Here is a 15,134-nt window from a genome sequence, read left to right on the forward strand (position 1 = left end):
TGTGACCCGAAGCAAAAGCGCGCCGTCCGGATTGACCCACCTCGACGCCCAGGGCCGTCCGGCCATGGTCGACGTCGCTGGCAAGGCGATCACCGCCCGCTCCGCCAGCGCGGTCGCCGAACTGCGTTTCCCGCCGGCCGTGGCCGACGCCCTGCGCGCACAGGACATGCGCTCGGCCAAGGGCGCGGTGGTGGATACCGCCATCGTCGCCGGCACCCAGGCGGTGAAGCACACCGCGCAGCTGATTCCGTTCTGCCATCCGTTGGCCATCGAGGGCTGCACGTTCGAGATCGACTGGCGGGGCGAGGACGTGCTGCGCATCGTCTGCACGGTGCGCATCACCGGCAAGACCGGTGTCGAGATGGAGGCGCTGACCGGCGCCAGTGTGGCGGCGCTGACCGTGTACGACATGTGCAAGGCGCTCAGCCACGACATCGTGATCGCCGAGGTCCGGCTGTTGGCCAAGCGCGGCGGCAAACGCACGGTGGGCGCATGAGCGTGACCGTGCTGTATTTCGCGGCCTTGAAGGAATCGGCCGGCATGGCGCAGGAAATCCTGCCGGTGCCGGACTCGTTGCCGGCGTTGTATGCCGCTTTGCGCGTGCGCCACGGTTTCGGCTACGAGCCGGCGGCGCTGCGGGTGGCTCTGAACGGCGCGTTCGCCGATTGGTCGGATCCGGTGCGGGCCGGCGACACCGTCGCTTTCATCCCGCCGGTATCGGGCGGCTGACATGCGCTTCGCCGTCACCGGGTCGGCCATCGACGCCGCCGCATGGCGCGCGGAACTCGACGATCCGCGCTGCGGCGCTTATGCCGCATTCGAAGGCTGGGTGCGCGACCACCATGACGGCCGTCAGGTTCTGGGCCTGCATTACGACTGCTATCCGGCGCTGGCCGAATCCGAAGGCGAAGCCATCCTGTCCGAGGCCTTGACCCGCTTCGCCATCGTCGACGCGCGCTGCATCCACCGCATCGGCGACTGCGCGATCGGCGAGATGGCGGTCTGGGTCGGCGTCACCGCCGCGCACCGCGACGCGGCATTCTCAGCCTGCCGTTGGATCATCGATGAAGTGAAGGCGCGTGTGCCGATCTGGAAGCGCGAACGCTACGCCGACGGCGAGGCGCATTGGAAGTAGGGAAGGGTGGCAGCCCCTGCCGGTTGGCCTCGTCGCCCGAATCGGTCAATACCGTTGCTGCCTTCCGGCCCTGGCGGGGTTTTCGACCTATCGTCGCGAGGGCCGACAGGGGCCACCATTGAAGCGTGGGCTGGGCCCTGAAGAAGTGGCGGAGAGAGAGGGATTCGAACCCTCGAAACGGGGTTTAGCCGTTTACACACTTTCCAGGCGTGCTCCTTCGACCGCTCGGACATCTCTCCGCAGATGTTACCGCCTGATGTGAACGCCGAATTATACGGTACGGCCGGTTTTTCCACAAGTTGCGGCGCGGTACTCAGTCCGGCCGCGATATGGCAAAATGGCCGTCTGCACACGGGAATCCGCATGTCCTATCTGGTTTTAGCACGTAAATGGCGCCCGAAGCGCTTCGCCGAGCTGGTCGGCCAGCAGCATGTGGTGCGGGCGCTCAGCCACGCGCTGGAGACCGGCCGGGTGCACCACGCATTCCTGTTCACCGGCACCCGCGGGGTCGGCAAGACCACCATCGCGCGCATCTTCGCCAAGAGCCTGAACTGCGAGTCGGGCACCTCGAAAGACCCTTGCGGCGTCTGCGGCACCTGCGCCGACATCGACGCCGGCCGCTATCCGGACCTGATCGAGATCGACGCCGCCAGCCACACCGGCGTCGACGACGTGCGCGCCCTGATCGAGAATGCGCAGTACATGCCCTCGCGCGGCCGCACCAAGGTGTATCTGGTCGACGAAGTGCACATGCTGTCGAAGAACGCCTTCAACGCCCTGCTGAAGACGCTGGAAGAGCCGCCGGAGCACGTCAAGTTCCTGCTCGCCACCACCGATCCGGAGAAGCTGCCGGTCACCGTGCTGTCGCGCTGCCTGCAGTTCAACCTGCGCCGGCTGGAGGTCGAGCAGATCGCCGGCCAGATGCGCCACATCCTCGGCGCCGAGGGCATCGCGTTCGACGACGAGGCCATCGAGCAGTTGGCCGAATCCGCCGACGGCAGCCTGCGCGACGGCCTGTCCTTGCTCGACCAGGCCATTGCCTACACCGGCGGCAGCCTGCAGGGCGAGCTGGTGCGCGCCATGCTCGGCACCGTCGACCGCAACCAAATCGAGCAGCTGCTGGCCGCGTTGGCCGCGCGCGACGGTGAGGCGCTTATGGCCGCCATCGAGCAGCTCGCCTCGTTCGCGCCGGATTTCGGGCAAGTGCTCGACCGCCTGGCGCAGGCCCTGCATGAAATCCAGCTGGCGCAGCTGGTGCCCAACTATCGCCCGAGTCTGACCCGCGTTTCGATCAAGACGTTCGCGCAGTCGCTGGAGCCGCAGCTGGTGCAGCTCTGGTACCAGATGGCCGTGGCCGGCCGCCGCGACCTGCATCTGGCGCCGGGCGCACGCACCGGTTTCGAGATGGCTTTGCTGCGCATGTTGGCGTTCGTGCCGGCCGATGCCTCGTCATCCGGCGACGCCGCGCGTCCGCCGGCGGCAGCGGCCGCTGCTCCGGTTGCCGAATCGCCCGCCGCCGCGCCGGTCGCACCGAAGCCGATGCCGGCCGAATCCGTCGCGCCGCCGGTGCCTGCTCCGGCGCCCGCTCCGGCCGCACCGCCGCCGCCCGAAGCGCCGGCAGCCGTCAGCGAATTGCCCGACAGCGCCGAAGACTGGCTGCAACTGATCAAGCGCCTGAGCCTGAAAGGCCCGCTCGGCCAGATCGGCGCGCACAGCGCTTTCATTGCACGCCAAGGCCGGCAGCTGACGCTGTCCTATCCCGCCGATCTGATCGACAGCCTGAGCGAGGGCCTGCGTGAACGTTTCCGCGAGACCCTGATGCAGGCCGTCGGCGGCGACGTGCAGCTGAAGTTCGAGAAATTGAGCGACGCGCCGGCGGAAACGTTGTTCGCGCGCGAGACCCGTAACCGGCAGAACCGGCAGAGCGATGCCGAGGCCGAGTTCCAGAACCATCCGGTCGTCCACGCCCTTCTGGCCGAAGGCGCGCAGATCGTGCCGGATTCCATCCGACCCTTGGAATGAAGTGAGGACGCCATGAGAGGCAATATCGCCCAAATGATGCAGAAAGCCCAACGCATGCAGGAAAACATGCAGAAGGTACAGGAAGAGCTCGGCCAGCTGGAAGTCACCGGCCAAGCCGGCGGCGGCGTGGTCAAGGTCACCATCACCGGCAAGATGGAGGCGCGCAAGGTCGCCATCGATCCGTCCGCGCTGGCCGACGCCGAGATGCTCGAGGACCTGCTGGTGGCGGCGCTGAACGACGCCGTGGCCAAGGCCAACGAGGAAAGCAACCGGCGCATGGCCGCGGTCACCGCCGGCATGCCGCTGCCGCCGGGAATGAAACTGCCGTTTTGAGCCAGAGCGATCTGCTGACGCAGCTGATGGAGTCCCTGCGCTGCCTGCCCGGTGTGGGCCAGAAGAGCGCGCAGCGGATGGCCTATCACCTGCTTGAACGCAACCGCGACGGCGGCCTGCGCCTGGCCGCGGCCCTGCAGGAGGGCCTGCAACGCATCGGCCACTGCGCGCTGTGCCGCGATTTCACCGAGCAGGAACGCTGCCCGATCTGCGCCAGCAGCGCCCGCGACGGCAGCCTGCTGTGCGTGGTGGAAACGCCCGCCGACCGGCTGGTGATCGAACAGGCCACCGGCTACCGCGGGCTGTATTTCATCCTGCAGGGCCGGCTGTCGCCGCTGGACGGCATCGGTCCGCGCGAGCTGGGCCTGGACCGCTTGGCCCGGCGCCTGGCCGAAGGCGAGGTGCGCGAGATGATCATCGCCACCAACCCGACCGTGGAGGGCGAGGCCACCGCGCATTACCTGGCCCAGCTGGCCCGCCAGTTCGAGGTCAAGCCTTCGCGCCTGGCGCACGGCGTGCCGATCGGCGGCGAATTGGAATACGTGGACCGCGGCACGCTGGCGCACGCCTTCGGTTCGCGCACCGACATGCCCTAAGGAGGCTCCCGTGACCGACAGCATCTTCGACCGCATCATCCGCCGCGAGATCCCGGCCGACATCGTGTTCGAGAACGACGAACTCATCGCCTTCCGCGACATCGCGCCGCAGGCGCCGGTGCATGTGCTGTTCGTGCCCAAGCGCGGTTTCGCCACGCTCAACGACGTGCCCGAATCCGAGGCCGCGCTGGTCGGGCGCCTGCTGCTGGCGGCGCGCGATTACGCCCGGCGCGAAGGCTTCGCCGAGGACGGCTACCGCGTGGTGATGAACTGCAACCGCGACGGCGGGCAGACGGTGTTCCACATCCACCTGCACCTGCTGGCCGGCGCGCCGCTGACCGGCGGCTTCGCCTGAGTCAGTCGGCGTAACCCCAGGGTGCCGGTGGCGCCGGCACCGGCTTGCCCAGGTCGAAATCGACGCGGAATTCGCGGCCCTCGCGCACCAGCCGGTAGGTGAATTTCGTCGGGTAGACGTACATCTGCCAGGTGTTGCCGTTCGACTGCGGGTTGCCGGCGGTGGTGAACAGTTCTTTCGAATAGGCATCGGCCGGAAACGACTGCGCGGTGGCCCAGCCGGCGTCCACGGTGTGGCCGCCGTACATGGTCGAGATGTCGCTGCTGCCGTCGGCGTGGCGGTGGTCGTGCTTGAGCTGCAGGCCGGAACCGGTCTTGCTCAGGATCCAGGTGCGCGAGCGGTCGTCGCCGACATGGAACGGGATCTGTAGCTGGCGGTCGCTGCATTTGCGCACATGCATCAGCAGGCGGCCTTCGAAGCCCGGCGCGGCCGGGTTATCGACCGTGACCTTGCCTTCGAAGGCTTTGCCGCAGTGCGCGCGCAGGGCTTCGAAGAACGCGTCCTGCACCGGAATCGACACCAACGGCGCTTCCGCTACGGTAGCGGCCGTGGCTGTGTGTGGGCCGAGCAGGGCGATGGCGGTGAGATAGGCGATGCGGCGCATGGCAGGACTCCTGGACGTAGCGGACCACTATAGCCGCTAAGCGCGGAGAGTTGTGCGGCTTCTTCAGCGCGCGCGCCGGATGCGGCGCGCCAGCGCGCGCAGGTTGTCGGCCAGCGCCCGGACGTCGCGCGCATCGACGGGTGTTTGGCCGTACCGCAGCGCGGTGTAACGGCGCGCGGCATCCGTCAGCGCCGGCGACCACGCAGCCCGTCCGGTCAGGCGTGCGGCGTAATCCGGCGCGGTTTCGTGTCGGCGCTTGCCGAGCCCGATCCGCTGCAGGCGCGCCAACAGCCGGCGCCAGGCTTTTTCCAGCGGATCCGACGGTTCCGGCACGCGGCGCGCCAGCAGGAACAGCGCATACGACAGCAGGGCGGCCAGCGTCATCAGCACCAGTAGCATCTGCCAGCGTTGCACCTCGGCCAGGCCCATGGCGCGGAACAGCTGCATCTGGCGCGCGGCGTTGAAGCCGACCATCCAGTCGTTCCAGCGCGTGCGCAGGAAATCGCCGACGTCCAGCAACGGCGACAGCGCGTCGCGGCCGCCGGTCGGCTGCTCGCCGGCGGCGGTGGTCAGGGTGTCGAGGACGTTCTCCGGCGCCACCGCTGCGGTTGGATCGACGCGGACCCAGCCTTCGCCCTCCAGCCAGACTTCGTTCCAGGCGTGCGCGTCGCGGCGGTACAGCAGCCAGTAGCCGCCATACGGGTTGCGGTAGCCGCCGGCGTAGCCGGTGACCACCCGCGACGGGATGCCGGCGGCGCGCATCATCAGCGCGAACGAGGAGCTGAAGTGCTGGCAGAAGCCGCGCCGGTAGCCGAACAGGAACTCGTCGACGCCGTTGATGCCGGGTTCGGGCGTATCCAGGGTATAGGCGAAATCGCGCCGGATCCACGCCAGCACGCGTTCGATGTAGGCGCGCTCGTCGTCCGCTTCCGCCCGCCATTGCCGGGCCAGGGCCTGGGTGCGCGGATTGAAGCCGCGCGGGAACGCCAGGGCGCGCTGCCGGCTTGCCGCATCCAACCGTTTGCCGTCAGGCGATGACGGCAACGCGCGCGCGCGGTATTGGGTCAGGCGTTGTATCGGTTTGTCGCTCCACGCGCCGTTGTCCGCGCTCAGGGAATAGCCGTCAGGCGCCGCGGCCGGCCAATCCAAGACCGGCAGATAGCGTTTCTCGGTCGGCTCCAGACTCACCGAATAGCTGATGCCGCCAGCGGCTTGGGCGTTGCCGTCGAGCGCCGGCGCCGGCGCGCTGTCCTGCCGGGTGCGGCGCCACTCCAGACCGTCGAAATCCCACAGCACCGGGCCGCGCCAGTAGCGCTGTTCGGGCGGCGGCGCCGGGCCGTCGAAGTTGACCCGGAACGCGATGCGGTCGTCGGCCAAGGTGTCGAGCCACTGTCCGGGCCGCATGCTGTCGCCTAGGCCGGCGCCGGTGTCGGACAGGCCCGGCAAGCCCCATAGCGGCGTGGCGATGCGCGGGAACAGCCAGAACAGCGCCGCCGCCAGCGGCAGCGCCATCAGCACCTGTCGGCCGATGCCCGATGCCAACTGCCGCCAACGGCCGCGCGGCCAGTCCAGCGAACCGGTGCTGGTGATTTGCAGCGCGAACAGCCAGGTCAGCATGCCGAGCAGGGCCAGCATCAGTGTCAGCGGCCCTTGGTCGTTGAGCAGGGCCGCGAACGGCAGGAACAGCGCAAAGCCAAGCAGGGCGCGCAAATCGCGCAGGCCGGTGGTTTCCAGGCATTTCAGCGCCATCATCAAGGCCAGCATGCCGGCGGCGGTGTCGCGCCCGAAGCGGCCGTGATAGGCCAGCAGCACCATCGCCAGCGAAACCGGCAACACCAGCAAAAGCACCAATCGGTGCGGTTTCGGCAGCAGATAACCGGCCAGGCACAGCAACAGCACCAGCACGCTCAGCAGCGGCGGCAATTGCGGCAACAGCGGCAACGCCGACAACGCGGCGCAGACTGCCGTCAGGCGGCGCAGGGCGGTATCCGGCTTATCCATGGGGCATCAAGGCCAAGGCTTGCAGGCACTGGTGCCGGTGCTCGGCGCCCGAATCGGCGGCGATGCGGACGCCCGGCAGCTGCAGGGCATAGCGCCGCTGCCGGCGCTCGGCCTCCAGCACCCAGAGCGTCAGCTGCGCGATGCGCGCTTCGTAATCGAGATGCGGCAGGTCGCGCCAGTCCAGCAGCAGTTCATCCGCGCTGGCGCGTTCGTATTCGCGCACCTGCAGTTGGCCGGTACGCGCGCTGGCCTTCCAGGCGATCTGCTTGCGCGCGTCGCCCGAACGGTATTCGCGCAGGTGATGCGGCTGGTCGCTGCGGTCGCGGGCGCTGCGGCCGATGCCGCCGTCGGCGGCCGGCGTCTGCATCGGCAACGGCTTGCCGCGCGGCGCGGGATACACCAACGCGCGTTCGTGCAGGTTGAGATGGCACCAAGCGCGCGCCAGACCCAACGGGTGGTGGGTCGAGACGGTGACGCGGTCGATGTCCTGCCAGCCGCGGCGCTCGGCGGCGATCGGCAACAGCGAGCGGCGTTCGGCGGCGTCGAGCGCCAACGCGCAGCGCGCCTCGCCGTGTTCCAACAGCAGCTGCCGCCCGTCCGGCTTGGCCGATTCGATCAGTACCGGCAGCTGCAGCGTCTGGCCGGCGAACACCGGCGCCGCGGATTGCGTGCGCAGGCGCAGGCCCAGCAACGACAGATGGCCGGCGATCAACGCGTTGTTGCACAGACTGATGACCACGAAGCCGAGCAGCAGCGCGGCGTTGTTGTTGTAGTTCAGGCTGCCGAGGTTCAGCACCGCCAAGGCCAAGCCGACGAACAGGCCGAAACGGGTCGGCAGCACGTAGATGCGCCGGTTGCCGACCGTGAACGGCTGCGCGTCGCGCGCGCCGGCCCGCAGCCACGGCATGCGGCGCCACCACCGGTCGAGACGTCCGCGCCAGGCGGCCAAGGCCGTCATTTCAGGCGACGGCGACGCTTTCGAGCAGGGCCGCCGCCAGCTCGCGGTTGCGGCCCTCGATGTCGGGATGGATCCGGTGCGCCGCGGCGTCGAGGAACACCGCCTGCACGTCGTTCGGCGTCACGAATCCGCGGCCGTCGAGGAAGGCGTTGGCTTTGGCCGCCGCCAACAGCGACAGCCCCGCGCGCGGCGACAGCCCGACGCGGATGCCCGGGAACTGGCGCGAGCGAGCGACCAGCTTCTGCACGTAGTCAATCAGGGCGTCCGAGCAATGCAGGGCCTGGGCCTGTGCACGCAAGGCCAGTACGCTGGCCACGTCGGGGAAGGCCGGCGCCACCGGCGCGCCGAGCGTGGCGCCGCCTTTCAGCAACGCGCGCTCATGTTCGGCCGGGATGTAGCCCATGCCGATGCGCAGGGTGAAACGGTCGAGTTGGGAATCCGGCAAGGCGAAGGTGCCGGACAGGTCGGTCGGGTTCTGGGTGGCGATCACGAAGAACGGGTCGGGCAGGGCGTGCGTGCTGCCGTCGATGCTGACCTGGTGCTCGGCCATCGCTTCCAGCAATGCGCTCTGCGTGCGCGGCGGCGCGCGGTTGATTTCGTCGGCGAGCAGGATCGAGGTGAATGCCGGCCCGCGATGCAGTTCAAACCGGCGCCGGTCCGGATCGTACACCGAGACGCCGAGGATGTCGGACGGCAACAGGTCGGCGGTGAACTGGACGCGCTTGAAGTCCAGCCCGAGCGCGCCGGCCAAGGCCCGCGCCAGGGTGGTCTTGCCCGTTCCCGGCAGGTCCTCGATCAGCAGGTGGCCGCCGGCCAAGAAGGCGATGAACGCCGACTTCACCGCTTGCGGGTTGCCCAGCACCTGCCGGTTGCAGGCCGCCAACGCGCGTTGCAGGGGGGTGAGGCTGGCGTCGGATGCCTGATGCAGGGGATTGGACATGGCGGATTCCGGTCAAAGAAGTCCATTCTAATACGCTGCCGTGCAGGGCAGGTCAATCCCGCCGGATTTCTGAAAACCCTTGAATTACAATTACATGCCGTGCGCTCCGGCGGCATTCGGGCGGCGTCGGCCGGCTTGCCGCATGGCCGATGCCGGTTCAGCCGACGGCAATCCGCCGGATTGACTTAGGTGGATGAATCCATTAGAATTTAGCGCTTATGTCTGCCACCTTGCCCCCGCAACTGGATGTTTGGCGCATGGTGGTGAACCAGCGCCGCTTCGAAGGAAGCCTGCCGTTGGCGCAGATGCCGCGCCTGATGGAGCTTCTCGCGGACGGCGAAGGCGACTGCCGCTACACGGTCGATTTCTACCGCGACCCGCTCAAGATCGATGTCATGCACATCCGCTTGCAGACGGTGTTCCACCTGGTGTGTCAGCGCACGTTGGAGCGCTTCGCACACCCGGTCGAAATCGACCAGCGCCTCGGTCTGATCAGCGACGAGGCGCAGGAAGCTTCCCTGCCGGAAGGCATGGAGGCGGTATTGATCGAAGGCAACGGCGAGGTCTCGCCGCTGCAGCTGATCGAAGACGAGCTTCTGCTGGCGGTGCCTCTGGTGCCGATCAACCCGGACGCTTCCGGCCTGGATCCGAAATGGAGCGGGGACGAGGCGGTCGAGGAAGAAAAACCCAATCCCTTCGCGGCCCTTGCGGCGCTGAAGGACCACACGTAACATCGCATTTCGTTCCGGAGTCTAACCATGGCCGTTCAAAAATCCCGTCGTACCCCCTCCACCCGCGGTATGCGCCGTTCGCACGACGCCCTGTCCGCCAAGCAGCTGGCCACCGATCCGACCACCGGCGAAACCCATCTGCGCCATCACGTGACCAAAGACGGTTTCTACCGCGGCCGCAAGGTCGTCGACGTCAAATCGGCGGTCGAAACCGAAGAGTGAGGCTTGCCCGGTCACCGGGTATGCTCTAAGGTAATTAAGGCGAGCTCGGCTCGCCTTAATTGTTTCTGAAACGCCATACGGGATTCCCACATCATGCCTATCTATTCGCGCATCGCCGGCACCGGCAGCTATCTTCCGGAGCGCGTGCTCACCAACGCCGACCTGGAGAAGATGGTCGACACCAACGACGAATGGATCGTCAGCCGCAGCGGCATCCGCGAGCGCCACATCGCCGCCGAGGGCGAGAACACCAGCGACCTGGCCTACCAGGCCGCGCTGAAGGCGCTGGAGGCCGCCGGTATGCAGGCGTCGGATATCCAATTGATCATCGTCGGCACCACCACGCCCGACATCGTGTTTCCGTCCACCGCCTGCCTGCTGCAGGACAAGCTCGGCATCGCCGGCTGCGGCGCGTTCGACGTCAACGCCGCCTGCTCCGGCTTCCTGTACGCGCTCAGCGTGGCCGACCAGTTCATCCGCGCCGGTACGGTCAATAACGTGCTGGTGATCGGCGCCGAGACCCTGACCCGCATCGTCGACTGGACCGACCGCGCCACCTGCGTGCTGTTCGGCGACGGCGCCGGCGCCGTGGTGCTGAAGGCCGATGCCGAGGCCGGCATCCTGTCCACGCACCTGCATGCCGACGGCGGCAAGAAAGAGCTGCTGATTTGTCCGGCCGGTCCGTCCAAGGGCTTCGACAACACGCAGGCCAACGCCGGCGTGAAAGTGCTGATGGCCGGCAGCGAAGTGTTCAAGCACGCGGTCAAGGCGCTGGATTCGGTGGTCGACGAGACCCTGCAGGCCAACGGCCTCGACAAATCCGACCTGGACTGGCTGATTCCGCACCAAGCCAACCTGCGCATCATCGAAGCCACCGCCAAGCGTCTGGAGATGTCGATGGATCAGGTCATCGTCACCGTCGACAAGACCGGCAACACCTCGTCGGGTTCGGTGCCGCTGGCGCTGGACGAAGCCGTCCGCTCCGGCAAAGTGCAACGCGGGCAACTGCTGCTGTTGGAAGCGTTCGGCGGCGGCTTCACCTGGGGCTCGGCGCTGATCCGCTACTGACCGGACTTGTGGGTACGGAGCGGCAACTGGTTTAATGTCGCCCTCAATCCATCCGGAGTCACCGTACGCATGATCAGCCAGCTGGCATTCGTCTTCCCGGGGCAGGGTTCGCAGAGCGTCGGCATGCTGGCCGAGCTCGCCGACGCGCACCCGTCCATCCGCGACACCTTCGCCGAAGCCTCGGACGGCGCCGGCGTCGATCTCTGGCAGATCAGCCAGGAGAATCCCGACGACCGCCTGAACCGGACCGAATTCACCCAGCCGGCACTGCTGGCCGCGAACGTGGCGTTGTGGCGCCTGTGGCAGATGCAGGGCGGCGCGCAGCCGGCCATGCTGTCCGGCCACAGCTTGGGCGAATACGCCGCGTTGGTCGCCGCCGGCGCGCTCGGCTTGGCCGACGGCGCGCGTCTGGTGCGTCTGCGCGGACAGTTCATGCAGGACGCGGTGCCGGCCGGCACCGGCGCCATGGCGGCCGTGCTCGGCGCCGAGGACGCGCAGGTCGAAGCGGTCTGCGCCGACAGCTCGCAGGACGGTTCGGTGGTGGTGCCAGCCAACTACAATTCACCCGGACAGATCGTCATCGGCGGCCACGCCGAGGCCGTCGACCGCGCCATTGCCGCCTTGCAGGCCGCCGGCATCCGCAAGACGGTCAAACTGGCGGTGAGCGTGCCTTCGCATACGCCGTTGATGCGCGCCGCCGCCGAACGCCTGCAGGACGCCATCCTGGCCGCCGCCTGGCGCGCGCCCGAGCGTCCGGTGGTGCACAACGTCGACGCCGCGGTGAAGACCGACGTGGCCGACATCCGGCGCGCGCTGGTCGAGCAGCTGTATCTGCCGGTGCAATGGACGCGCTGCACGCAGGCGCTGGCCGCGGCCGGCGTGCGCCACGCCGTGGAATGCGGACCGGGCAAGGTTTTGGCCGGCCTGGTCAAGCGCATCGATAAATCGGTTTCCACCTATAATCTGGCGTCGCCGGCCGACTGGCAGGCGACGCTGGCGCAAACCTTCGATTGAGGATTCGGGATGAGCATGGATTTGAGCGGTGAAGTGGTTCTGGTGACCGGCGCCAGCCGGGGAATCGGCGCGGCCATCGCCGACCTGTTGGCGGCACGCGGCGCCACTGTCGTCGGCACCGCCACCTCGCAGGCCGGCGCCGATGCCATCAGCGCGCGTCTGGCGCCGCACGGCGGCACCGGCAGGGTGCTGGACGTGACCGACGGCGCCGCCGTTGAAGCGGCCGTGGACGACATCGCCAAGACCTTCGGTCCGGTCAGCGTGCTGGTCAACAACGCCGGCATCACCCGCGACCAGATCCTGATGCGCATGAAGGACGAGGACTGGGACGCCATCATCGACACCAACCTGAGCTCGGTGTACCGCACCAGCAAGGCGGTGATGCGCGGCATGATGAAGGCGCGCAAGGGCCGCATCATCAACATCGCCTCGGTCATCGGCCTGACCGGCAACGCCGGCCAGTCCAATTACGCCGCGGCCAAGGCCGGCATCATCGCGTTCTCTAAATCGCTGGCCAAGGAAATCGGCTCGCGCGGCGTCACCGTCAACGTGGTGGCGCCGGGCTTCATCCAGACCGACATGACCGACGGCCTGCCGGAAGACGCCAAGCAGGCGCTGATGGCGCAGATCGCCCTCGGCCGCCTGGGCAGCCCGGCCGACATCGCCGAAGCGGTGGCCTTCCTGGCCGGTCCGGCCGCGGCCTACATCACCGGCGAAACCCTGCATGTCAACGGCGGCATGTACATGGCCTGAGCCACGGCCGCCGGAAACTGATAAAATACTCTAAAATCCCGCCAGCGCGAGTTCTGGGCCGAGCGCCGGCGGAAACCATTCAACAGCCCAATATCGTCACTCCGCGGGAGGAGAAAGTTTCATGAGCACTATCGAAGAACGCGTCAAGAAAATCGTGGTTGAACAGCTGGGCGTCAAAGAAGAAGAAGCCACCGCCAATGCGTCGTTCGTCGACGATCTCGGCGCCGACTCGCTCGACACCGTGGAGCTGGTGATGGCTCTGGAAGAAGAGTTCGAGTGCGAAATCCCGGACGAAGAAGCCGAGAAGATCACCTCGATCCAGCAGGCCATCGATTACATCAAGGCCCACGTCAAGGCCTGATCGCCCGCATACGGAACGCCACAGGGCCGCTTCATGCGGCCCTGTCTGCTTCCGGCCGGCCCCGCGCATGCCACTCGTCCGTGCCGCCGTTCTCACCCTGCTGACCGGGCTTTGGCTCTGGAGCGGCTCGGTGTTCACGCCCTGGGCCGAGGATCTCGATCCGCGGCTGTGGCTGTACGATCTGCGCTATTACGCCGGTTTCGGTCTGCTGTTCTGGGGCCTGGCCGAGCTCGCATTGCTGTTGCGGCGTGCGCGCCTCGGGCGTGAATCCCGCGTCCGCACCCTGGCCGGCCTGGCGTTGCTGTTGATGTCGGCGTTGCCGGCCTTGGGCGCGGCGTGGTTGGCACAGACCGAAGCCGGTTGGCGTTGGCGGGTACGTGCCAGTGCCGAGGCCTTGGCGCCGTTCGCGGCACCGGCGTATGCCGACCGCCGCCAGCGCGTCGGCTGGCTGCTGATTGACACCCAACGCATGCCCTGCGCCGGCCAAGCCTGGCTTTGGCTGGGGCGCCCGTTCGGCGGCGGTACCGGCACCAATACGGCCTTGGTGTACAGTCCGGATGCGGTGCCGAAATCGCCGCAGGCCGATGCCTTCGGCTTCCGCCCGGCCGCAGCCGGCTGGTGGTTGGCCTACCAGAACCCCGGCTCCTATTCCCCGGCGGTGGACGGTACAATGGCCTGCGTCGAGGGCCGGCGGCTGGCGTCGCATGCCGAAGGCCTCCGCTTCATCGATTCACCCTGAGTGCGGCGCGCCGGCACCGCCCGCGCTTACCCCGTCAACGCTTCCGGAGTTTTGCATATGAAACGTCGTGTTGTAGTCACCGGTCTGGGCATCCTGTCGCCGCTCGGCAACGACCTGGCCAGCAACTGGGACGCCGTGCTCAACGGCCGTTCCGGCATCGGTACCATCACCCATTTCGACGCCAGCGCGATGGCGACCCACATCGCCGGCGAAGTCCGCGACTTCGATCCCAAGGCCTGGTTCAGCCCGAAAGACGTGAAGAAGATGGACATCTTCATCCATTACGGCCTGGCCGCCTCGTTCATGGCGATGCAGGACGCCGGACTGGAGATCACCGAGGCCAACGCCGAGCGCGCCGGCGTGCTGGTCGGTTCCGGCATCGGCGGCATCCGCGGCATCGAGGAGACCGCGGTCGATTTGCATCTGGGCGGCCCGCGCAAGGTCTCGCCGTTCTACGTGCCGAGCACCATCATCAACATGATCTCCGGCCAGTTGTGCATCATGAAGGGCTTCAAGGGCCCGAACTTCTCGGCGGTCTCGGCCTGCGCCTCCAGCAACCACTCCATCGGCATGGCCATGCGCATGATCCAGTACGGCGACGCCGACATCATGGTCGCCGGCGGCGCCGAACACGGCTGCACGCCGACCGCGGTGGCCGGCTTCTGCGCCATGAAGGCGCTCTCCACCCGCAACGACGACCCGACCCGCGCCAGCCGGCCCTGGGACCGCGACCGCGACGGCTTCGTGCTCGGCGACGGCGCCGGTATCCTGGTGCTGGAGGAATACGAGCACGCCAGGGCCCGCGGCGCGCGCATCTACTGCGAACTGGCCGGCTTCGGCGCCAGCTCCGACGCCTACCACATGACCGCGCCGAGCGACACCGGCGAAGGCCCGGCGCGCTGCATGACCATGGCGCTGAAGGACGCCGGCATCAACCCCGACCAGGTCGATTACCTGAACGCGCACGGTACCTCGACGCCGTTGGGCGATCTGGCCGAAACCAACGCCATGAAGCTGGCGTTGGGCGACCACGCCTACAAGACCCTGGTCAGCTCGACCAAGTCGATGACCGGCCATCTGCTCGGCGCCGCCGGCGGCGTGGAAGCGGTGCTGTCGATCTTGGCCATGCAGCACGGCATCGTGCCGCCGACCATCAACCTCGACAACCCGAGCGAAGGCTGCGACCTGGACTACGTGCCGAACGTGCCGCGCGAGAAGAAACTCGATGTGGTGATGTCCAACGGCTTCGGCTTCGGCGGCACCAACGGAACCCTGGTGTTCCGCAAGATCTGAGCGCCGCGG

Annotated in this window: 19 protein-coding genes, 1 tRNA gene and 1 other RNA gene; 15 read left to right on the top strand and 6 right to left on the bottom strand. The window is 67.7% G+C overall.

What is annotated here, in order from left to right; translation table 11 throughout:
- Position 1 precedes the first annotated feature (1 nt).
- Genes moaC through IEV56_RS06530 form a run of 3 tightly spaced genes read left to right on the top strand, consistent with a single transcriptional unit; the run spans position 2 to position 1,135 of the window.
- Entirely contained in the window at positions 2-496 is a 495-nt protein-coding gene (gene moaC / locus IEV56_RS06520) for a cyclic pyranopterin monophosphate synthase MoaC (protein WP_268235753.1), read from the top strand.
- On the top strand, positions 493-729 hold the full coding sequence (locus tag IEV56_RS06525) for a MoaD/ThiS family protein (protein ID WP_188448971.1): 237 nt from the start codon (positions 493-495) through the stop codon (positions 727-729). The genes moaC and IEV56_RS06525 overlap by 4 nt, the downstream gene beginning before the upstream one ends.
- Before the next feature lies 1 nt (position 730).
- Positions 731-1,135 carry a molybdenum cofactor biosynthesis protein MoaE gene (locus IEV56_RS06530; protein WP_188448972.1) on the top strand — a complete coding sequence of 135 codons (405 nt, stop codon included), beginning with the start codon at positions 731-733 and terminating at the stop codon, positions 1,133-1,135.
- An 18-nt stretch (positions 1,136-1,153) separates the two neighbouring features.
- Here IEV56_RS06530 and ffs read toward each other — a convergent pair.
- Positions 1,154-1,245, bottom strand: an RNA gene (ffs, locus tag IEV56_RS06535) — signal recognition particle sRNA small type.
- Positions 1,246-1,281: 36 nt separating this feature from the next.
- Positions 1,282-1,374: transfer RNA gene (locus IEV56_RS06540), tRNA-Ser, on the bottom strand.
- A 124-nt stretch (positions 1,375-1,498) separates the two neighbouring features.
- Here IEV56_RS06540 and dnaX point away from each other — a divergent pair.
- From dnaX to IEV56_RS06560, 4 genes are read left to right on the top strand one after another with little or no spacing between them, the layout of a single operon-like run.
- On the top strand, positions 1,499-3,157 hold the full coding sequence (gene dnaX / locus IEV56_RS06545; RefSeq protein ID WP_188448974.1) for a DNA polymerase III subunit gamma/tau: 1,659 nt from the start codon (positions 1,499-1,501) through the stop codon (positions 3,155-3,157).
- Between the two features lie 12 nt (positions 3,158-3,169).
- Positions 3,170-3,490: a YbaB/EbfC family nucleoid-associated protein gene (locus IEV56_RS06550; protein ID WP_188448976.1), complete on the top strand. Its 321-nt coding sequence runs from the start codon at positions 3,170-3,172 to the stop codon at positions 3,488-3,490.
- Entirely contained in the window at positions 3,487-4,086 is a 600-nt protein-coding gene (gene recR, locus IEV56_RS06555) for a recombination mediator RecR (RefSeq protein ID WP_268235755.1), read from the top strand. Before IEV56_RS06550 ends, recR begins: the two co-directional genes overlap by 4 nt.
- Before the next feature lie 10 nt (positions 4,087-4,096).
- Positions 4,097-4,441, top strand: coding sequence for a histidine triad nucleotide-binding protein (locus IEV56_RS06560; RefSeq protein ID WP_188448978.1), 345 nt, complete (start codon positions 4,097-4,099; stop codon positions 4,439-4,441).
- A 1-nt stretch (position 4,442) separates the two neighbouring features.
- Here the strand turns inward: IEV56_RS06560 and IEV56_RS06565 are convergent, their stop codons facing one another.
- The 4 genes from IEV56_RS06565 to IEV56_RS06580 form a co-directional block, all read right to left on the bottom strand.
- Positions 4,443-5,045, bottom strand: a complete 603-nt coding sequence (locus IEV56_RS06565; protein WP_188448981.1) for a hypothetical protein — start codon at positions 5,043-5,045, stop codon at positions 4,443-4,445.
- A 63-nt stretch (positions 5,046-5,108) separates the two neighbouring features.
- A complete protein-coding gene (locus tag IEV56_RS06570; RefSeq protein ID WP_188448983.1) occupies positions 5,109-7,046 on the bottom strand; it encodes a transglutaminase TgpA family protein in 1,938 nt (645 codons plus the stop codon).
- The gene (locus tag IEV56_RS06575) at positions 7,039-7,953 is read right to left on the bottom strand and encodes a DUF58 domain-containing protein (protein WP_188448985.1); all 915 of its coding nucleotides are present in this window, start codon (positions 7,951-7,953) and stop codon (positions 7,039-7,041) included. The genes IEV56_RS06570 and IEV56_RS06575 overlap by 8 nt, the downstream gene beginning before the upstream one ends.
- Positions 7,954-8,005: 52 nt before the next feature.
- Entirely contained in the window at positions 8,006-8,944 is a 939-nt protein-coding gene (locus IEV56_RS06580; protein ID WP_188448987.1) for an AAA family ATPase, read from the bottom strand.
- A 218-nt stretch (positions 8,945-9,162) separates the two neighbouring features.
- Between IEV56_RS06580 and IEV56_RS06585 the strand changes: the two genes are divergently transcribed.
- The 8 genes from IEV56_RS06585 (at position 9,163) to fabF (ending at position 15,125) form a co-directional block, all read left to right on the top strand.
- Complete coding sequence (locus tag IEV56_RS06585) at positions 9,163-9,675, top strand: YceD family protein (protein WP_188448989.1); 513 nt, start codon at positions 9,163-9,165, stop codon at positions 9,673-9,675.
- A 27-nt stretch (positions 9,676-9,702) separates the two neighbouring features.
- Positions 9,703-9,897, top strand: a complete 195-nt coding sequence (gene rpmF / locus IEV56_RS06590; protein ID WP_188448991.1) for a 50S ribosomal protein L32 — start codon at positions 9,703-9,705, stop codon at positions 9,895-9,897.
- A 93-nt stretch (positions 9,898-9,990) separates the two neighbouring features.
- Positions 9,991-10,965 (top strand): beta-ketoacyl-ACP synthase III, encoded by a 975-nt coding sequence (locus tag IEV56_RS06595; protein WP_188448993.1) that lies wholly within the window; start codon positions 9,991-9,993, stop codon positions 10,963-10,965.
- Positions 10,966-11,034: 69 nt separating this feature from the next.
- Positions 11,035-11,979 carry an ACP S-malonyltransferase gene (fabD, locus tag IEV56_RS06600; RefSeq protein ID WP_188448995.1) on the top strand — a complete coding sequence of 315 codons (945 nt, stop codon included), beginning with the start codon at positions 11,035-11,037 and terminating at the stop codon, positions 11,977-11,979.
- Positions 11,980-11,988: 9 nt separating this feature from the next.
- Positions 11,989-12,732 carry a 3-oxoacyl-ACP reductase FabG gene (gene fabG, locus IEV56_RS06605; RefSeq protein WP_188448998.1) on the top strand — a complete coding sequence of 248 codons (744 nt, stop codon included), beginning with the start codon at positions 11,989-11,991 and terminating at the stop codon, positions 12,730-12,732.
- A gap of 121 nt (positions 12,733-12,853) precedes the next feature.
- Entirely contained in the window at positions 12,854-13,093 is a 240-nt protein-coding gene (gene acpP, locus IEV56_RS06610) for an acyl carrier protein (RefSeq protein WP_188449000.1), read from the top strand.
- A 67-nt stretch (positions 13,094-13,160) separates the two neighbouring features.
- Positions 13,161-13,832: a hypothetical protein gene (locus IEV56_RS06615; RefSeq protein WP_188449002.1), complete on the top strand. Its 672-nt coding sequence runs from the start codon at positions 13,161-13,163 to the stop codon at positions 13,830-13,832.
- A gap of 57 nt (positions 13,833-13,889) precedes the next feature.
- Positions 13,890-15,125 carry a beta-ketoacyl-ACP synthase II gene (fabF, locus tag IEV56_RS06620; protein WP_188449017.1) on the top strand — a complete coding sequence of 412 codons (1,236 nt, stop codon included), beginning with the start codon at positions 13,890-13,892 and terminating at the stop codon, positions 15,123-15,125.
- Positions 15,126-15,134: the final 9 nt, after the last annotated feature.

It is taken from the genome of Arenimonas maotaiensis (genome assembly GCF_014638745.1).
Taxonomy (GTDB): domain Bacteria; phylum Pseudomonadota; class Gammaproteobacteria; order Xanthomonadales; family Xanthomonadaceae; genus Arenimonas; species Arenimonas maotaiensis.

Excerpts from the sequence above, each read along its gene's own strand:
- IEV56_RS06525 (WP_188448971.1), top strand. The coding sequence starts at position 493 with ATGAGCGTGACCGTGCTGTATTTCGCGGCCTTGAAGGAATCGGCCGGC.
- IEV56_RS06530 (WP_188448972.1), top strand. The coding sequence starts at position 731 with ATGCGCTTCGCCGTCACCGGGTCGGCCATCGACGCCGCCGCATGGCGC.
- dnaX (WP_188448974.1), top strand. The coding sequence starts at position 1,499 with ATGTCCTATCTGGTTTTAGCACGTAAATGGCGCCCGAAGCGCTTCGCC.
- IEV56_RS06550 (WP_188448976.1), top strand. The coding sequence starts at position 3,170 with ATGAGAGGCAATATCGCCCAAATGATGCAGAAAGCCCAACGCATGCAG.
- IEV56_RS06565 (WP_188448981.1), bottom strand. The coding sequence starts at position 5,045 with ATGCGCCGCATCGCCTATCTCACCGCCATCGCCCTGCTCGGCCCACAC.
- IEV56_RS06570 (WP_188448983.1), bottom strand. The coding sequence starts at position 7,046 with ATGGATAAGCCGGATACCGCCCTGCGCCGCCTGACGGCAGTCTGCGCC.
- IEV56_RS06575 (WP_188448985.1), bottom strand. The coding sequence starts at position 7,953 with ATGCCGTGGCTGCGGGCCGGCGCGCGCGACGCGCAGCCGTTCACGGTC.
- IEV56_RS06580 (WP_188448987.1), bottom strand. The coding sequence starts at position 8,944 with ATGTCCAATCCCCTGCATCAGGCATCCGACGCCAGCCTCACCCCCCTG.
- IEV56_RS06585 (WP_188448989.1), top strand. The coding sequence starts at position 9,163 with ATGTCTGCCACCTTGCCCCCGCAACTGGATGTTTGGCGCATGGTGGTG.
- rpmF (WP_188448991.1), top strand. The coding sequence starts at position 9,703 with ATGGCCGTTCAAAAATCCCGTCGTACCCCCTCCACCCGCGGTATGCGC.
- IEV56_RS06595 (WP_188448993.1), top strand. The coding sequence starts at position 9,991 with ATGCCTATCTATTCGCGCATCGCCGGCACCGGCAGCTATCTTCCGGAG.
- fabD (WP_188448995.1), top strand. The coding sequence starts at position 11,035 with ATGATCAGCCAGCTGGCATTCGTCTTCCCGGGGCAGGGTTCGCAGAGC.
- fabG (WP_188448998.1), top strand. The coding sequence starts at position 11,989 with ATGAGCATGGATTTGAGCGGTGAAGTGGTTCTGGTGACCGGCGCCAGC.
- acpP (WP_188449000.1), top strand. The coding sequence starts at position 12,854 with ATGAGCACTATCGAAGAACGCGTCAAGAAAATCGTGGTTGAACAGCTG.
- IEV56_RS06615 (WP_188449002.1), top strand. The coding sequence starts at position 13,161 with ATGCCACTCGTCCGTGCCGCCGTTCTCACCCTGCTGACCGGGCTTTGG.
- fabF (WP_188449017.1), top strand. The coding sequence starts at position 13,890 with ATGAAACGTCGTGTTGTAGTCACCGGTCTGGGCATCCTGTCGCCGCTC.